Annotated in this window: 16 protein-coding genes and 2 tRNA genes; 15 read left to right on the top strand and 3 right to left on the bottom strand. The window is 50.5% G+C overall.

The genetic code is table 11. From position 1 onward, the window contains the following. Positions 1–179: 179 nt before the first annotated feature. Genes KNP72_RS01260 through KNP72_RS01245 form a run of 4 tightly spaced genes read left to right on the top strand, consistent with a single transcriptional unit; the run spans position 180 to position 3,651 of the window. The gene (locus KNP72_RS01260; protein ID WP_021065711.1) at positions 180–938 is read left to right on the top strand and encodes a metal ABC transporter ATP-binding protein; all 759 of its coding nucleotides are present in this window, start codon (positions 180–182) and stop codon (positions 936–938) included. Next, positions 935–1,798 (top strand): metal ABC transporter permease, encoded by an 864-nt coding sequence (locus tag KNP72_RS01255; protein WP_214831861.1) that lies wholly within the window; start codon positions 935–937, stop codon positions 1,796–1,798. The genes KNP72_RS01260 and KNP72_RS01255 overlap by 4 nt, the downstream gene beginning before the upstream one ends. Beyond that, on the top strand, positions 1,785–2,195 hold the full coding sequence (locus tag KNP72_RS01250) for a Fur family transcriptional regulator (protein ID WP_021065713.1): 411 nt from the start codon (positions 1,785–1,787) through the stop codon (positions 2,193–2,195). Before KNP72_RS01255 ends, KNP72_RS01250 begins: the two co-directional genes overlap by 14 nt. A gap of 58 nt (positions 2,196–2,253) precedes the next feature. Beyond that, positions 2,254–3,651: an NAD(P)H-hydrate dehydratase gene (locus KNP72_RS01245; RefSeq protein WP_214831859.1), complete on the top strand. Its 1,398-nt coding sequence runs from the start codon at positions 2,254–2,256 to the stop codon at positions 3,649–3,651. A 51-nt stretch (positions 3,652–3,702) separates the two neighbouring features. Here KNP72_RS01245 and KNP72_RS01240 read toward each other — a convergent pair whose 3' ends face one another. Together KNP72_RS01240 and ispG are read right to left on the bottom strand one after the other, a co-directional pair. Beyond that, positions 3,703–4,284, bottom strand: coding sequence for a hypothetical protein (locus tag KNP72_RS01240; protein WP_251128806.1), 582 nt, complete (start codon positions 4,282–4,284; stop codon positions 3,703–3,705). Between the two features lie 71 nt (positions 4,285–4,355). After that, positions 4,356–5,477: a flavodoxin-dependent (E)-4-hydroxy-3-methylbut-2-enyl-diphosphate synthase gene (gene ispG, locus KNP72_RS01235; RefSeq protein WP_021065716.1), complete on the bottom strand. Its 1,122-nt coding sequence runs from the start codon at positions 5,475–5,477 to the stop codon at positions 4,356–4,358. Positions 5,478–5,724: 247 nt separating this feature from the next. Between ispG and KNP72_RS01230 the strand changes: the two genes are divergently transcribed. Further along, positions 5,725–7,380 (top strand): methyl-accepting chemotaxis protein, encoded by a 1,656-nt coding sequence (locus KNP72_RS01230; protein ID WP_251128805.1) that lies wholly within the window; start codon positions 5,725–5,727, stop codon positions 7,378–7,380. Between the two features lie 43 nt (positions 7,381–7,423). Here the strand turns inward: KNP72_RS01230 and KNP72_RS01225 are convergent, their stop codons facing one another. Continuing rightward, entirely contained in the window at positions 7,424–7,870 is a 447-nt protein-coding gene (locus KNP72_RS01225) for a hypothetical protein (protein ID WP_251128804.1), read from the bottom strand. Between the two features lie 180 nt (positions 7,871–8,050). On the opposite strand from KNP72_RS01225, the gene KNP72_RS01220 reads away from it, so the two are divergent. The 10 genes from KNP72_RS01220 (at position 8,051) to pstB (ending at position 18,365) form a co-directional block, all read left to right on the top strand. Next, the gene (locus tag KNP72_RS01220; protein ID WP_214714620.1) at positions 8,051–9,694 is read left to right on the top strand and encodes a Na/Pi cotransporter family protein; all 1,644 of its coding nucleotides are present in this window, start codon (positions 8,051–8,053) and stop codon (positions 9,692–9,694) included. A gap of 108 nt (positions 9,695–9,802) precedes the next feature. After that, positions 9,803–9,879 (top strand) — tRNA-Met (locus tag KNP72_RS01215). A gap of 5 nt (positions 9,880–9,884) precedes the next feature. Then, a tRNA-Ile gene (locus KNP72_RS01210) sits at positions 9,885–9,958 on the top strand. Positions 9,959–10,083: 125 nt separating this feature from the next. Then, the gene (locus tag KNP72_RS01205) at positions 10,084–11,553 is read left to right on the top strand and encodes an alpha-amylase (protein ID WP_021065720.1); all 1,470 of its coding nucleotides are present in this window, start codon (positions 10,084–10,086) and stop codon (positions 11,551–11,553) included. An 84-nt stretch (positions 11,554–11,637) separates the two neighbouring features. Beyond that, positions 11,638–12,246 (top strand): superoxide dismutase, encoded by a 609-nt coding sequence (locus KNP72_RS01200; protein ID WP_021065721.1) that lies wholly within the window; start codon positions 11,638–11,640, stop codon positions 12,244–12,246. A gap of 166 nt (positions 12,247–12,412) precedes the next feature. After that, positions 12,413–14,470, top strand: coding sequence for a peptidoglycan D,D-transpeptidase FtsI family protein (locus KNP72_RS01195; protein ID WP_198662263.1), 2,058 nt, complete (start codon positions 12,413–12,415; stop codon positions 14,468–14,470). Positions 14,471–14,623: 153 nt separating this feature from the next. Further along, a complete protein-coding gene (locus KNP72_RS01190; RefSeq protein WP_029595243.1) occupies positions 14,624–15,559 on the top strand; it encodes a PstS family phosphate ABC transporter substrate-binding protein in 936 nt (311 codons plus the stop codon). An 83-nt stretch (positions 15,560–15,642) separates the two neighbouring features. Continuing rightward, positions 15,643–16,587 carry a phosphate ABC transporter permease subunit PstC gene (gene pstC, locus KNP72_RS01185; RefSeq protein ID WP_214717376.1) on the top strand — a complete coding sequence of 315 codons (945 nt, stop codon included), beginning with the start codon at positions 15,643–15,645 and terminating at the stop codon, positions 16,585–16,587. A gap of 1 nt (position 16,588) precedes the next feature. Then, the gene (gene pstA / locus KNP72_RS01180; protein ID WP_214717374.1) at positions 16,589–17,500 is read left to right on the top strand and encodes a phosphate ABC transporter permease PstA; all 912 of its coding nucleotides are present in this window, start codon (positions 16,589–16,591) and stop codon (positions 17,498–17,500) included. 103 nt (positions 17,501–17,603) lie between these two features. After that, a complete protein-coding gene (gene pstB / locus KNP72_RS01175) occupies positions 17,604–18,365 on the top strand; it encodes a phosphate ABC transporter ATP-binding protein PstB (protein ID WP_052013661.1) in 762 nt (253 codons plus the stop codon). Positions 18,366–18,373 lie beyond the last annotated feature (8 nt).

The following is an 18,373-nucleotide window of genomic DNA, read 5'->3' as shown; positions in this document are numbered from 1 at the left end:
CCTCTGCGTTATCTCTAGTGTACAACGAAGACCATAAAATTACATACGGATTTCAGTTCGTGCGCCGCCAATCGGCTCGCATTGCCTCTATACTTGAAGCATAGACTGATATTCTGTATAATACAGACGCCAAGCAAGTAGAAATGATTACGATTTATCACACGAGAGAAGGGTAGCTTATGACGACATCCGTCGTAAAATTAAATCATGTTTCCTATCATTACGATGGGACCGCCGCGCTACAGGACGTGTCCATCGATATTAAACAAGGCGACTTTGTCGCTGTCGTCGGGGAGAACGGGTCCGGCAAATCGACGTTGATTCGGACGATTCTCGGATTGTTATCGCCGCAAACCGGATCAGTCGAACTGTTCGGCCGTCCCCAAGGACAGTTCAAAGACAAGTCTCGTATAAGTTACGTTTCCCAAAAAGCCGCGTCGTTTAACTCAGGATTTCCGGTGACGGTCGAGGAAGTCGTCGCTATGGGCCGTTATGGACGCCTCGGTCTGTTCAAACGGTTGAATATCGAAGACAAGGCGGCCATTCAAAATGCACTCGAGACGGTCAATATGTGGCAGTTTCGACATCGGAAAATCGGCAGCCTGTCCGGCGGTCAGCAACAGCGCGTCTTTATTGCTCGAGCGATTGTCAACCAACCGGACTTGCTCATCTTGGATGAGCCGACGGTCGGGGTCGACCAAAAACATTTGCGTGATTTTTATGAGGTGCTCCATCTGTTGCGCGAGCACACGTCATGTACTTTCATTCTCGTTACCCATGACTTGAACGTCGTCACCGACCTCGTCACGAAAGTCGTCCATCTCGATCACGGACGTATGGCCTGCAACTGTGGCTTGAAAGAATATAGTGAGCTCGGCGAATTGACGGCGATTAAACCGTATCCGGTCAAAGTGCTCGTCCATGAAGGTACGTCATGATCACGGATCTGTTCACGTACAGCTTTTTACGTTATGCGTTCATCGCAGCCGTCGTCATCGGGTTCACCGCGCCGCTCATCGGCTCGTTCGTCGTTGTCAGACGGATGAGCTTAATTGCCGACGCATTGTCCCATATGACGCTTGCCGGAATCTCGTTCAGTCTGTTCCTCGGACAGTATATTCTGCTGTTCAGCGACTTGAACCCGCTTTACTTGGGGACGCTCGTCTCCGTGCTCGCCGCGCTCGGCCTCAATTGGCTCCGCGGAAAATACGTCCATTTCCAAGAGTTGTCGATTCCGATCATGATGTCGGCCGGGATGGGACTCAGTGCGATCTTCATCTCGTTGTCGCGCGGGTTTTCCATCGATTTGTCGACGCTCCTGTTCGGGTCAATCTCAGCGGTCAGTCTATCAGACATCTGGATGATTTTAGCGGTGGCGGGTTTCACGCTGCTCATCATCATCGTGTTCTATAAACAGCTGTTGTTCTTGTCGTTCGATGAAGAACAGGCGAAAGTGTCGGGTCTGCCGAGTACGATGCTCCACGTGCTGTTCATGTTCGTCGTCGCGCTCGTCATTGCCGTCAGCATGCGCATCGTCGGCACGCTGCTCGTCTCGAGTCTGATCACATTACCGGTAGCGGCTGCGCTCCGGTTCACGAGCAGCTTCAAGCAAACGATTCTCTGGTCAATCGTGTTCGGAGAAGTCGCGACGATTGGCGGACTCATCCTCGCCTATGAGCTCGATGTCGCCCCGGGTGGTGTCATCGTTCTGCTCGCCGTTATGATTTTAGCCGTCGTCATGCTGGCTGAACGACTCGGACTCGCTCGGAAGAAGGAGGTTCGTTATGAAGGAAACTGAACAATTGACCCGTCTGCAATCGTCGTCGCTCAAAGTGACACCGAAACGGATTGAGATGTTTGCCTTTCTCGCGGCGGAAGAGCGTTACGTCAGTGCCAAGGATGTGCTCGACTATATGCGCGCGAAACATCCGACGATGAGTTTTGACACCGTGTACCGCAACTTGAAGTCATTCGCCGAGGAAGGATTGCTCGAAGCGACCGAATTGAATGGAGAGAAGGCGTTCCGCGTCACGTGCGGGTCGAATCATCATCATCACCATTTGATTTGCCGCGGTTGCGGTAAGACGAAGCTGCTCGAGCTCTGCCCGATGCGCTATGTCGAGACGCTCGATCCTGATTTTGAGGTCGTCGATCATAAATTCGAGATTTACGGGTATTGTAAACAATGTAAGTGACGAGAAGGGATTGTGGATGCAATCCCTTTTTTGTCGAATCAAGAGAGGGGGAGTCGAGATGATTTACACCGCAGCCGAAACCAAACAAGCCGATACGACGGCGCTCCGGCAAGGGATGCCGGCCGACGTGTTAATGGAACGGGCAGCATCGGCCGTGGCGGCCCGTCTGACCTTCCGGCCACGCTCGTCGGTGCTCGTCATCTGCGGCGCCGGCAATAACGGTGGGGACGGCTGGGTCGTGGCTCGAGAATCGGCACAGCGAGGGTGTGACGTCTTTGTCTATGCCCCATTTGGCGAACCGAAGTCTTCGGAAGGGGAACGGCATGCGGCGTATGCGCGCCGTTTCGTCACCATCGTCGAGGAGCCCCGAGACGCCGATTATGTCGTCGACGCCTTGTTCGGGGTCGGATTCCGTGGTCCGGTCACCGGAAAGGCGAGGGACGTCATCACTTGGATGCGTGAACAGTCGGCGCCGGTCATGGCGATCGATGTGCCGTCCGGTGTCCCGAGTGATGAGGCGTCAGAATTTGACGGACATGCGGTTAAGGCGGATACGACGTTTTCGCTACACGGCTATAAGCGGAGTGCCTTTTTAACACAGACGGCCCCATATTATGGGACGGTCGAGGTAGTCGATATCGGACTGCCTCACACGTCTGAATGGCGCGTGTTGACGGAGTCAGACTTTGACCGGGATTTGCTCGAGCGCGACCCGTACGGTCATAAGAATCGATATGGGCATGGATGTTTGATTGGCGGGAGCCGTCATTTGATTGGAGCCCCGTTCTTGGCGGCCCGGGCGGCGTTACGGACTGGCATTGGCTTACTGGACTTGGCCATCCCATCGGAGGCGCACATCATGGCATCGAGTTTACCTGAGGCGATGTATTATGGCATCGATGAGTTGCCGGACAAGGAGTATGCAGCTACGGCGATTGGGCCAGGTCTCGTCGACGATGAACGGTCGGACCGTTTATGGCAAACCGTCAGTCGTCAATCGAAACCGCTCATCGTCGATGCGGGCGCCTTGACGACGGAACATCTCGCAGCGGAAGGTCCTCTCACGTTGACGCCGCACCCGGGAGAGTTCGCTCGCTTGACGGGACGGTCCGTCGCCGAGATTGAAGCGGACCGGTTCCGTATCGCGTCAGACTTCGCACGGCAACATGGGATTCACCTCATCTTGAAAGGGACGCATACGCTCATTGTCAAACCAGACGGGACGGGGGCGGTCAATACGATTCAAGCCGCGGCGCTCTCGAAAGGAGGGAGCGGCGACGTGTTGACCGGAATGTTGCTCGCGCTCTGGGCGCGGACGGACCGAATTGACACCGAGTCGTCCCCGAACGAACAAGCCGTCCTATGGCACGCCTTGGCGGCACAAGCCGCGAGTCGGCAGATGCATCCGGCGAGTGTCCTCGCAACAGACGTCATCGAAGCAATCGGACACATATAAAAAAGCCCTGTATACAGTGGATATTCCTATCCAACGTATATGGGGCTTTTTTTAAATGGTGATGGACTTGGTCGTCTCGAAGCGATTGACGATGTGGAGCGCCTCGTTCCAAGATGTGATCCGTTTCACCCCATCCGGTAACGGTTTGCGATTATACGGCGCGTCGAACAATAGGACCGGGATGGTCGTCTGTTCATGGATCGAGATCGCGTTCTCATAACGGTCCTCCATGAATAGGTCGAGTTCGAGCTGTTTGACGACGCCGACCTTGTCATGGCTCCCTGTCATGATGAGCGAGTCGAGTGGGAGTTCATGCTGCCGAATCCACTCCTCGGTGACGGCGCGGACGGCTTCGCTGCGGGCCGTGACGTAATGGAGGCGGTGCGACTTGCGCATATTCCATAAGACGGCGTTCACTTCGGAATGCGGAAGTGAGCGACGATAAATCGCTTCCTCATGACCTTGTTCAATCATGAAGCGCCAAAACGCTTCTTGTGTCATATCTGTATAAGTATGCAGCTCGTATTCGGTCGCCTGATGATAATCGATGGCGTATCCGAGCGCATCGTTCATATAATGAAAACAACTTTGCGGATCCGTGACGGTTCCGTCGAGGTCAATTCCAATGTGCATATTCGTCCCTCCTTGCTCATAACCCTTATTGTACCAAAAGCCCGCTCGGTTGCAACCGAGCGGGCAAAGGATTAGTTAGATTGGTTGGCGAGCTCTTGCTCTTCAAGTTCACGTGCGGCCAATTTTTCGGCGACGATGGCGTCGATTTCTTTTTTCAATTCTTCGACCATCGTGGCTTCCGGTACTTTCCGGATGATTTTCCCGTGACGGAAGAGAAGGCCTTCGTTGCGGGCGCCGGCGATCCCGATATCAGCTTCACGAGCTTCCCCAGGTCCGTTTACTGCACAGCCGAGGACGGCAACTTTAATGTTGACGTTGATGTTTTGGATATACTCCTCGACTTCTTTAGCGATTGAAATCAAGTCGATCTCAATGCGACCACATGTTGGGCATGAGATGAGTGTCGCTGCGTTAGCCGCGAGACCAAACGATTTGAGCACTTCTTTGGCAACTTTGATTTCTTCGACCGGATCGTCCGATAACGAGACGCGGACCGTCGAACCGATACCGAGCGAGAGAATCGCACCGAGGCCAGCTGCTGACTTGAGTGAGCCTGAGAAGAGAGGACCCGACTCGGTGATCCCGACGTGGAGCGGGTAGTCAAACGTCTTGGCCGCGAGCGTGTATGCTTCGAGGGCGAGGTTTACGTCAGACGCCTTGAGCGAGATGATCGTGTTATAGAAGCCGAGATCTTCCAAAATCTTGACGTGGTGCATGGCACTCTCGACCATCCCTTGGGCCGTCGGGTAACCATATTTCTCGAGAAACTGCTTTTCGAGCGAGCCGGCGTTGACACCGATTCGAATCGGGATACCTTTTGCTTTAGCAGCGTTGACGACCGCTTCAACTTTCTCGCGGCGACCGATGTTACCCGGGTTGATGCGGATCTTATCGACACCGCTCTCGATGGCTTTGAGCGCCAGTTTATAGTCAAAGTGAATATCGACGACGAGCGGGATATTGATGCGGCTCTTGATTTCAGCGAGGGCGTCAGCCGCACGCTCGTCAGGACAAGCGACGCGGACGACTTGGCAACCCGCTTCTTCGAGACGTAAAATCTCAGCGACGGTTGCTTCGACGTCATGAGTTTTTGTTGTCGTCATTGACTGGATGACGACTTCATTGGATCCACCGATGATGAGGTTGCCGACACGGATCGGACGGGTTAATGAACGATGCAAAATTTCTGACATATACGTAATCTCCTTCTTTTGGAAAGGTTCCAATCGATTTCAGATGAGTGGTTTCCTTATTATCATAACGAAATGTTTGTGAAAAAGCACCCAGCAAGCGCTTGATCGGTGTGCTCTTACGAAACGCTAACGTTATCTTAACAGATGCTTCATAATTTTCCACCGTCTGAAGACCGATATATTCAATGAAATGACGTGTGAAGAGGTGGAATGAAGGATGTTGAAGCGATTTAAACGATTGAAGAGGATGAAGCGTCGAAACGAGTGGACGATGGCAAGTCGGTTGACTTGGACGTTGATGCCAATCATGCTCATATCATTTTCAATTGTATTCGGTTGGTTCGCCATGAAAGCCGAACAGTTGATGACCGACGAAATCGAAAAACGGTTGCATCGAGAAGCGACTGTGATGCGGGAGACAATCAAGACGACGTATGGGGCGTATGTCGCGAACGAAAAGATGTTAACCCGTTCTTTAAAGTCGACGTATATGCAACAGGCTTCGATCCTAGCTGCAGACGGACTCGAAGCGAGTCAGTATTTGGTGACCAATGATAATATCGAAAAATTGAGCGGGAAAAAAGTTGAAGACCGGTTTAGCAATCGCCTAGATGAGATTTTAGTGGAAGACGTGAGTGTCAGTGATCAACATGATGAGTTTATCGTTGCGACGCCGATTCCTGAACTTCAGGCTCATTACATCATTGTTGTGACGAAACAGTCGGTACTCGGTTCGATGTGGGCACTACGAGAAATCGTCTTCGTTGGCCTGATCAGTATGCTCGTGTTCATGATTGGCTTGTTTGCCGTCATGATTCGTCATGAGGTCAAGCCGTTGACGCAGTTTGCCGAACGATTGCGTGAGTCGGTGGCGACGCGCTCATTCACAGCAGTCACATTAGACGCCAACTCAATTGAAATGCGAAGTCTAGAGCAGGCATACAATACGTTAATTGGATTATGGACGCGCTCGCTCGTGACGATGACCGAGACGTCAACAGCATTCGAATCAAGCTTGCCGCTGTTCAGAAGACAACTGGAGGCGAATGAACAGCAAATCGTGGGCTTTAAGGAAGTAGCGGCCACGGTCGCGCTGACAAGTCAGTCTTACCAGTCGTTCACGACCGAGTCGACCCATCGGTTTACCGATATCGCTGCCCACGTTCGTTCATTCGAAAAAGATATCGCTGCAATCGATCAACGGACAGAGTTACTAAATCGAACGATTGCGTCAGAAATGGAATCGTTCTCGAGCGTCAAAGGAGCGAGTGAATCGTTTGCCATCAAAGCGGCAGCGGTCCAGCAACGATTATTAGACAGCGAGGCGACATCAGAGCGAGCGGATGATGCGCTAAAGAAAATCCTTTCTGTCGCGGCTGCGACGAAAATGTTAGCGCTCAACGCCTCGATTGAAGCAGCACGTGCCGGTGAACATGGTAAAGGATTTGCCGTTGTCGCCAGCGAAGTCGGACAGTTGGCGAAAATAACGAACGAATCGACGTTATCCGCTGTGGCTACGATTGAAGCCATTCGGCAAGAACGAAGCGAAGTGTTCATGGAAATGGAACGCTTCGAATCCGACATTAAATCATTAGGGGCGGCATTGCGTAATGTCGAAGCGGGGATCGAGAAAATTGATCATGAGGTCACAAAACAAATGAGCCAATTCCAAGCGATCACGGAACAGACATCGCTGACCGGACAGCAGTTGCTTGAAATGGCGGAAGCGAATGGTCAATTGACCGAAATCGGAATGATGCTCGAGCAAAAACTGCATGACTTACAAGACGGTGTCGAAGAATGGACGGATACACAACGAGCTTTACAAATGGCAGGAACCCATCTCGGCAATCAAAGCGAACGTCTTCACGACGTCTTGCATGATTTGGCACCACTCCAATAAACAAGGCCGGACGAGCGCATAGAAGCGTTCATCCGGCCTTGTTTTATGATGTTCGTTTAATCGGGATTAGCGATAATGGAACGACTACATAAATGAATAATAGAAGAATCCCGAACCACGACGCGGACGGCGAAACGTGATACAGGACGATGAGACTGACTGTCGGAATGAGCGACATCGCGACCGCATACGGCCAAGCTTGGCGATACGGCCACATCTTTTTCGTACGCCATTTCGTGACGAGTTGGACGAGGAGGGCACTGAGGGCGACGAGTCCCATATAGAAGAAGAAAATCGCAAACGCATGTAAGAACAACCACATCGGCCAAAAGAAATTTGGTTGTAACACGATGTAATCGAGTGCCGTGACGGTCAACGTCAACACTAAACTCGCCATCATATAGGCGTGGAGTGGGGCCAAGCGGAGACGTAACGCCTGCTTGGACGGGTAAAGGCTATGGCGGATAAACTGAATCGTTGTCTTGAACATAAATGGAACTCCAATCTGTTATAGTACAAAACTAGAAAAACAAACAAAAATCATACAGTGGTTTAATAAAACCTTAACATTAAACCTGTTTACATCGAATGGGTGATGCGGGCATAATGAGTAGGGCATTAAAAACCAAGCAAACACAACTAATTCACAATCAAAAGGAGTACAAAAATCGTGGAATACAATTTGCAAGAAATGTTATTCATGTTTTTTGGAGGATTAGGGATCTTCCTCTTCGGTATCAAATCGATGGGAGACGGCCTCCAAAAGTCAGCAGGTAACCGCCTGCGTGACATCCTTGATAAGTATACATCGAATCCGTTCCTCGGAGTACTAGCTGGTATCATTGTAACAGTCTTGATTCAGTCATCGTCAGGTACGACTGTCATCACGGTCGGTCTTGTCAGCGCCGGGTTCATGACGCTCCGTCAAGCAATCGGGGTCATCATGGGGGCGAACATCGGGACGACAGTGACCGCGTTCATCATCGGTTTCGATGTCGGCGCCTACGCGTTGCCGATTATCGCTATCGGTGCGATTCTTCTTTTCTTCTTTAAAAAAGAGAAATTGCAACATTTGGGTCAAATCTTCTTCGGTTTCGGGATGCTGTTTTACGGTCTTGAACTTATGGGAAGCGGCATGAAGCCGCTCCGTTCGAGCGAATACTTCATCGACTTGACGCAATCGATGAGTGACAACCCGTTCCTCGGTGTCGTCGTCGGTACGGTGTTTACCGTCATCGTTCAATCGTCATCAGCAACGATCGGGATTTTGCAAGAGTTGTATGCCGGTGGATCAATCGACTTGGACGCGGCACTTCCGGTCTTGTTCGGAGACAACATCGGGACAACGATTACAGCGGTACTCGCTTCAATCGGTGCTTCGGTAGCAGCCCGTCGTGCGGCAGCAGCCCACGTCATCTTTAACATTGTCGGGACGACGATCTTCATGATCTTGTTGATCCCGTTCACACAATATATTTACTGGATCACAGATGTTTTAGCGATTGAAGACAAGATGCAAATCGCCTTCGCCCACGGGACGTTCAACGTCGTCAACACGTTCATCCAGTTTTGGTTCATCGGAACGATTGCTTGGATCGTAACGAAAATGGTTCCTGGTGAAGATTCAATCGTCGATACGAAAGCACAGCATTTGGATCCAATCTTCATCCAACAGTCACCATCGATTGCCGTCGAACAAGCGAAGTTTGAAGTCATCCGCATGGGCGACTTCGCAAAACTTGGCCTTGATGAAGCGCGCAACTACATGACGACTGGCGATAAGAAACATGCCGAGAAGTCAGCGCACATTGAAGAGGCGCTCAACTCGCTTAACTCAAAAATCACAGATTACCTCGTGAAACTCGCTGCCGTTGATTTGACGGAGCAAGAATCACAAGAACATAAGACACTCATGCATGCCATCAACGATATCGAGCGAATCGGTGACCACGTCGAGAATATTATCGAATTGATCGATTATAAGACGGCGACACGTGTCACACTATCGACCGGTGCTCAGAAAGAGTTGACGGAAATGTACGATTTGACACGGGCCACGCTCGAGAAGTCACTTCAAACGTTGGCGAGCGGAGACATGGTCGAAGCGCGTCAAGTCATCGAGATGGAAGCGAAACTCGATATGCTGGAGCGTCAGTTCCGTAAAAATCACGTCGTCCGCTTGAATACAGGCGAGTGTGACGGCCAAGCCGGAATGTTCTTCGTCGATATGCTCTCGAACTTGGAGCGAATCGGTGACCACGCCATGAACATCACAGAAATCACGCTTGAAGATAGAAACGAAGCAACAGTCTAATCCAACGGTCCTTCCGGCTCATTTGAGACGGAGGGACTTTTTGGTTCAATGTGACTTTTGATTGACAGTGACGCGTTCATTCAGTATATTATTACTGTATAACAACGTGGCGGTGTAGCTCAGCTGGCTAGAGCGTACGGTTCATACCCGTGAGGTCGTGGGTTCGACTCCCTCCGCCGCTACCAATAAAGGACCCTTAGCTCAGCTGGTTAGAGCAGACGGCTCATAACCGTCCGGTCGTAGGTTCAAGTCCTACAGGGTCCATTTTGTGAACAGCTTTCTGATGAAAGCTGTTTTTTGTTTTCATTTTTAGTTTTCAAACTTGAAGTCCTGGGTAAATATCCGTTAGCATTTTGTTTTTTGAAAAATATGAAATGAGGCGAAGCGAGATGGAACGAAATCATACGATGATGCAATTTTTTGAATGGCACGTCCCGGCTGACCAGAAACATTGGAAGCGATTGAAAGAACGAGCTTCTGAATTGAAGGAAGTCGGAATTACCGCATTATGGTTGCCCCCTGTCACGAAAGGACAGAGCGACGAGGATACGGGATATGGCGTGTACGATTTGTATGATTTAGGGGAGTTTGACCAAAAAGGAACGGTCGCGACCAAATACGGAACAAAAGAGGAATTACTCGAGGCGACGAAGCATGCCCAAGAACTTGGAATGCAAGTCTATATGGATGTCGTCTTAAACCATAAAGCCGGGGCCGATGCGACCGAGAAGTTCGATGTGCTCGAAGTCGACCCGGAAGATCGCACGAAAGTGCTGTCAGAAGAGCCGTTCGAAATTGAAGGCTGGACCAAGTTTGATTTCGAAGGTCGAAACGACAAACATTCCTCTTTCAAATGGAACTTCCATCACTTTAACGGTACAGATTATGACGCTGCGAACGACCATAGCGGTATCTTCTTCATCCTCGGTGAAAACAAAAAATGGAACGACAACGTCGATGACGAGTTCGGTGTCTATGACTATTTGATGTTCGCCAATATCGATTATCACCACCCAGAAGTCCGTGAAGAAGTTCTTAGCTGGGGCAAGTGGTTTATCGAAGAGACGCAGTGCGACGGGTTCCGACTCGATGCCATCAAACACATCAACTATGATTTCGTTAAAGAGTTCAGCCAGAAAATGAAAGCTGAAAAAGGCGACAACTTCTACTTGGTCGGTGAGTTCTGGAAGTCAGAGCTCGATGCATGCCGTGAGTTCCTCGACAACATCGATTATCACGTCGATTTGTTCGACGTGCCGCTCCATTACAACTTGCAGCGTGCCTCGACAGAAGGAGAATCGTTCGATATGCGGACGATCTTTGACGATACGCTCGTCCAGTCCCACCCGCTCCACTCAGTGACGTTCGTCGATAACCACGATTCACAACCGGCGGAAGCACTCGAGTCATGGGTCGAAGATTGGTTCAAACAAATCGCCTACGGTTTAATCTTGCTTCGCCAAGACGGGTACCCTTGTGTGTTCTATGGGGACTACTACGGCATCAACGGACCGCACCCGGCCGATGGGAAGAAAGTGGCAATCGATCCGCTCCTTTATGCACGCCGGGAGAAAGCGTACGGTCAACAGGACGACTACTTCGATGACGAACACGTCATCGGTTGGGTCCGTCAAGGTGTCGAGGAGATCGAGCGTTCGGGTTGTGCTGTCCTCATCTCGAACAGTGAAGCAGCCGAGAAACAGATGTTCGTCGGCGAGCACCGTGCCGGCGAGAAATGGGTCGATTTGACACAGACCGTCGATGAGGTCGTTGAGATTGATGAAGACGGACATGGGGTATTTAAAGTAGCGGCAGGTTCGATTTCGGTTTGGGCGTTACCTGAACAAGACGTCGAGTGAAGCATTACAATTGAGTCGACCGTCACAAATCTGTTACATTTAAAACGAACGTTGTTCAAACCAATTTAAAGGGGGATTTTAGTTATGGCTAAATTTGAATTACCACAACTTGATTACGCATACGATGCACTTGAACCACACATTGACGCACGCACGATGGAAATCCACCACACGAAACACCACAACACTTACGTCACGAACGTAAACAATGCACTCGAAGGAAAAGACGTGAACTACTCTTCACTCGAAGAGTTGCTTCAAAACCTCGATTCACTTCCTGCTGACATTCAAACAGCGGTCCGCAACAACGGTGGCGGTCACTGGAACCACTCATTCTTCTGGAAATTGTTGAAGAAGAACGAGAACGGTGCTCCGACGGGCGAACTCGCTTCTGCAATCGACGAAGCGTTCGGCAGCTTCGACGCGTTCAAAGAGGAGTTCACGAAAGCAGCGACAACACGCTTCGGCTCTGGTTGGGCTTGGCTCGTCGTGAAAAACGGCAAACTCGAAGTCACATCGACTCCAAACCAAGATTCACCGATCATGGAAGGCGTTCAGCCAATCCTCGGTCTCGATGTTTGGGAGCATGCGTACTACTTGAATTATCAAAACCGTCGTCCGGATTACATTCAAGCGTTCTTCCATGTCATCGACTGGGATTACGTCGCGAAGCTCTACGCAGACGCAAAATAATTACACTGTCCCGGGATTCGATTGAATCTCGGGATTTTTTCTACATTTCATTATTTTGTAAACAAATTATGATATAGTGAAAATCGAGTCGAAAAATAGAAATAACACTGACATATACGTTACCTATACTTATAGAAGGAATTGAATCAGAAAGGAGACAACTGAATTGGCCAGAAACCGTGTGAAAGTGCCGAAGAAACGGCGCAACCACCTTCCGTTGCGATTGAACTTATTGTTCTTTATCGTCTTCATCTTATTCGCGACACTCATTTTCCGTTTAGGCGTCGTCCAAATCGTCAACGGTGAGTTGATTGCCCGTGAAGTTCAGAAGACCGAATCAAGCAAAATCAAGTACGAGGTACCGCGCGGTAAAATCTATGACCGCAACGGCCAAGTGCTCGCCGACACCATCTCGAACTACTCGGTCATGTATCGCCGGTCGCAAGTGACGAAGACGGAAGAGCGGCTCGAAGTCGCCATCAAGCTCGCGGAAATCGTCGACGTGCCGGAGAAGGACCGTAAAGTGACGGAGCGGGACCGCAAGGATTATTGGATTGCCATCGATCCGGAGCGCTCGCAAGAACGGGTCCAAAACCTGTTGGCTGATTTATCGGAAGAAGAACGGGCCGCCTTGTCGAACCAAGACGTCGACCAGTTGTTGCTCGATTCCATCACGGACGCGGAAATCACGTTTGATGATGCGACCGAAGAAATCATCGCTATCAAACATAACATGGAGTCAGGCTATGCGCTCGACCCACAAGTCATTAAAATCGGGGCGTCTCCAAAAGAAATGGCACTGATTGAAGAAAACTTGGAACTGCTCCCTGGCGTCAGTGTCGAACCGTATTATCAGCGGGATTATCCGTTCGGTGAGACGTTCCAAAGCTTCCTCGGAAGTTATCGTCAAATCCCAGCCGAGCAGCGCGCTTCGTATCAAGCGAAAGGGTATGGCTTGAATGATCGGGTCGGAACGTCTTATCTCGAACAACAGTATGAGGACGTGCTACGCGGGACCCCGGCCTATGACGTCTTCACGACGTATAAAGGGGAACCGGTCGGAGAACCGACTCGCGTTAGCGGGAACCCAGGGAAAGATATCATCTTGTCGACGGACATCGAATTCCAAAAAGAAATCGATGAGATTTTGAAGAAAGCGATTCGAGCCGGCCGCTCGGGCAGCCCGCACTTTGACCGTGCCTTCGCCGTCGTCATGAACCCGCAAACGGGTGAATTGCTCGCCCTCTCGGGACAAGAGCTCGACTATGAAACGAACGAATTCAAAGACGTCTCGACCGGGACGGTCCTGCGGGCGAGTCAAATCGGCTCGACAATCAAGGGAGCGACGGTCGCGTTCGGACTTGAAGAAGAAGTCATCCAACCGGGTGAATATATTTATGACACGCCGATTCGTATCGGTTCGTCACTCAAGTCGTCGTACCGGAACATGGGGAACATCAACGACCTTGATGCCCTCGCGTTATCATCGAACATTTATATGTTCCAAATTGCCCTGCGGCTCGCCGATTACTACTCGACCGGCCAAATCGTCGGAGAGAACGTGACCGAGGCATTCAATACGATGGAACATTACTATAAGCAGTTCGGACTCGGGATTGAGACAGGGATCGACCTCCCATATGAATCAATCGGATTCCGTAGCGTACCGGACCGTGTTACGCTCCTCATGGATATGTCGATTGGTCAGTTCATCTCATACACGCCGATTCAATTGGCGCAGTATACGTCGACGCTTGCGAACGGCGGATACCGGATTCAACCGCATCTCTTGAAAGAAATCATCGAACCTGGCTCGCTCGACGAAGCGAACAAGCAAGTCGTCAGCACGTTCCAACCGAACGCGCTCAATAAAGTCGATATTCGTGATGAATTTCTTCAACGGGCGCGCCAAGGATTCCGGCAAGGGGTCGAGAGTGGAACGTCTCGTATCCTGCAACAGACGGGAATCACGGCGGCCGGTAAGACCGGTACCGCTCAAGCGATCGCGGAAGGGCCAGATGGTCAAGCGAAGCGAAACGCGAACGGTGAACCGATTAAGACACTCAACTCGAACCACGTCGGCTGGGCTCCATATGATGACCCGGAAATCGCTTGGGCCATCATCATGCCAGGCCTCGAGGCGGAAGGGATCAACACCCGTGTCGCGCACGACATCATGAAGGCGTATTTTGACTTAGAAGACGTCCAAGCACAGATTCAATAAAGAAGTCACTTCGGTGGCTTCTTTTTTTCGTCTTTACAATTCTTTTACGTTCCGTTTATTTCTCGTTAATAGTAGTTTATTAGGATGTTAATTGTAGGACAGAACAACGAAGCCACAACATAAATCAAAGCAAACTCAAGGAGGACGTCAGAAATGTCTTGGATGAAAAAATCAGCTTTAGTCGCTTCAATTACTTCGGTGGCCGTTATCGGTGCCGCGTGTGGGAACAATGAAGAGGGCGGCGCAGCCGACGGTGAAGGACTTTCAGGTAAAGTCGTCATGGACGGTTCGTCAACAGTCTTCCCGATCATGGAAGCCGTAGCCGAAGAATATTCAGCTGAACAGCCAGACGTTGAAGTCACGGTCGGTGTCTCTGGTACGGGTGGCGGATTCAAACGTTTCGTAACAGGCGAGACGGACTTCTCGAACGCATCACGTGAAATCAAAGAAGAAGAAGCGGCTGAAGCCGAGAAGAACGGTGTCGAGTACACGCAACTCGCTGTCGCACTCGATGGTCTTTCGCTCGTCGTCAACCCAGAGAACGATTGGGCGCAAGATATCACGATTGAAGAACTTAACAAGATGTGGACAGATACAAATGTGAAGACATGGAAAGACGTTCGCTCAGACTGGCCGGATGAAGAAATCTCATTCTTCTCACCAGGTAAAGACTCAGGTACGTTCGATTTCTTCAACGAAGCGGTCCTTGAAGACACGGACATCCGTGAAGACGCACAGTTGTCAGAAGACGACAACGTCCTCGTGACTGGTGTCGCCGGCACGAAAGGTGCAATCGGATTCTTCGGTTACGCATACTATATTGAAAACCAAGATACGCTTCGCGCGTTGAACGTCGAAGGCATCGAGCCGACGACTGATACGATCAACGATTTGTCTTACCCGCTCTCACGTGAGATTTACACATACGTGAACAATGCGTCATTGAAAGACAAGCCACAAGTCGCCGACTACACACGCTTCTTGAATGAAAATGCGGCGGTACTTGCTGAAGAAGTCGGGTATGTCGGAATGGAACAAGCACGATATGATGAGAACGCTGAAGTAATCGACGAGATTGCTGGCGAATAATAGCGCAGAAGGCAGAAGGTGAGAGTCGCTCTCGCCTTCTCGCCGTGCTTTCTAGTATGAAGAGGTAGGGAGCGATACACGAGATGAATCAACCAAACAAAGGGTTCTCAATTCGAGAGATGATTGAAACCAATAAGAAAAAGAAATACAGTACGACGAACGTGTTTGATAAAGTCATGCCGTTCTTATTATTCTTGAGCGCATTCGTTTCAGTCGTCACGACGGTCGGCATCGCGTTCACACTCGGTTTCGAACTGTTCAAGTTTTTTGAGCGCGTACCGGTCGCCGAGTTTTTAGGCTCGACGGAATGGTATCCGCTTAGTGCCGATCAACGTTTCGGCGTCTGGGCCCTCGTCATGGGAACGCTCCAGATTACGGTCATTGCCATGATTGTTGCTGTACCGCTTGGTTTGGCGTCAGCGATTTATTTGAGCGAATATGCGTCTGAACGTGCTCGCACGATTTTGAAGCCGATTCTTGAAGTACTCGCCGGTGTACCGACGATTGTCTTTGGATTTTTCGCCTTGTCGTTCGTCACACCAATCTTGCAAGCGATCATTCCTGGATTAAAGATTTATAACGCGCTTAGTCCGGGGATTGTCGTCGGGATTATGATTATCCCAATGATTGCATCGATTTCGGAAGACGCGATGAGCGCCGTTCCGAAAAAGATTCGTGAAGGTGCGCTCGGCCTTGGCGCAACACGTTTGGAAGTTGCCATCAAAGTCGTCATGCCGGCCGCGCTGTCAGGGATTATCGCCTCAATCGTCCTTGGGATGAGCCGTGCCGTCGGTGAGACGATGATCGTAACAATCGCGGGTGGGTCACAACCGAACTTCGAGTTCAACCCGCTGAACGCGATTCAAACGATGACGGCTTATATCGTCCAAATCGCCAAAGGTGATGCAGGCTACGGAACAATCGAATACTATAGCATCTATGCGGTCGGCGCATTGTTGTTCATCTTTACGCTCGTGATGAACTTATTCGCGAACTGGGTGACGCGCCGCTTCAGAGAGGAGTACTAATATGGCATTGCCGAACAGTGAGTTCAAGAATACGAAGAACTTGATGGACCGTGATTCCGTTTCACAACGGATTAAACGTCGTCTCCAATTAAATGAAATCTTTAAGTACGTCTTTTTAGCAGGACTCGTCTTTGCCCTGCTCGTATTATCGACGTTGATTTATGACGTCGTCTCTAAAGGTGGCGGCTGGGTGAACTTGGACTTCCTCCGCAACTTCCCATCCCGTCGTCCGGAACAGGCCGGTCTCTATCCAGCCTTGATCGGGACGTTATGGTTGATGTTCCTCATCGTGCCGATGGTATTTATCGTCGGTGTTGGTGCCGCGATTTATCTTGAAGAGTACGCGCCAAAAAACCGTGTCACGTCATTTATCGAAGTGAATATTTCGAACTTGGCTGGTGTTCCGTCAATCGTTTTCGGATTGCTCGGGTTGACGATTTTTGTGCGTGTAATGGAACTCGGCAACTCGATTATGGCCGGTGCCTTGACGCTTGGGCTGATGAGTTTACCGATTGTTATCGTCGCGTCACAAGAAGCGCTCCGTTCCGTCAAGATGGAATTGCGCCACGCGTCGCTCGCACTCGGAGCCTCGAAGTGGCAGACGACGTTCAACGTCGTCTTGCCATCGGCGATTCCAGGGATTATCACGGGAATCATCTTGGCCATATCGCGAGCAATCGGGGAAACAGCCCCATTGATCATGGTCGGAGCGGCGACGTTCATTTCGACGACGCCGAGCAATGTGTTCTCTGATTTCACAGCGCTCCCGATTCAAATCTACAACTGGACGAGCCGTCCGCAAGCCGAATTCCAAAACTTAGCCGCTGCCGGAATCATTGTATTGATGACGATGTTGATCATCATGAACTCGGCTGCCATCTATATCCGTAACAAGTACACGAACCGACATTAAGTCATAGCAGTAAACGAGGAGGACTCTCGAGATGATGAAACAAAAAGAACTCAAAGGAGATCATGAAGTGAATACAACGACGACTCAACCGAACGAAACGGTGATGCAAAAAGAAAGTGCCTATGTCGTGAACAACTTGAATTTATGGTATGGCGACGATCAAGCGTTGATCGACGTCAACCTCGACATCAAGAAAAACGAAGTGACGGCCATCATCGGTCCGTCGGGTTGCGGGAAGTCGACGTTCATCAAGACGTTGAATCGGATGGTAGAGCTCGTGCCGTCTGTCCGTACGAACGGTGAAATCTTGTATCATGGTCGCAACATCTTTGACCGCGATTATAAAGTCGAAGATCTTCGCACGTCGGTCGGCATGGTGTTCCAACAGCCGAACCCGTTCCCGAAATCGGTGTATGACAACGTGGCGTACGGGCCACGTACACACGGCATCAAAAACAAAAAAGTACTCGATGAAATCGTCGAGCGCTCGCTTCGCGGCGCCGCGATTTGGGATGAAGTGAAAGATCGCTTGAACGAGAACGCCTATGGCCTCTCGGGTGGACAGCAGCAACGTCTCTGCATTGCCCGCACACTCGCCATCGAACCGGACGTTATCCTCATGGATGAGCCGACGTCAGCGCTCGACCCGATCTCGACATTAAAAGTCGAAGAGCTCGTCCAAGAGTTGAAAGAGCAGTACTCGATTATCATTGTCACGCACAACATGCAGCAAGCAGCTCGTGTATCGGATAAGACGGCGTTCTTCTTGAACGGAGAAGTCGTTGAGTTCGATGCGACCGATAAAATCTTCTCGAATCCAACGGACAAAAGGACTGAAGATTACATTTCTGGCCGGTTCGGTTAAGAAGGGGA

This window comes from Exiguobacterium sp. s152 (assembly GCF_018618335.1).
Taxonomy (GTDB): Bacteria; Bacillota; Bacilli; order Exiguobacteriales; family Exiguobacteriaceae; genus Exiguobacterium; species Exiguobacterium chiriqhucha.
The sequence above is the reverse complement of the archived record's forward strand: the minus strand, read 5'-3'. Positions and strand labels throughout refer to the sequence as shown.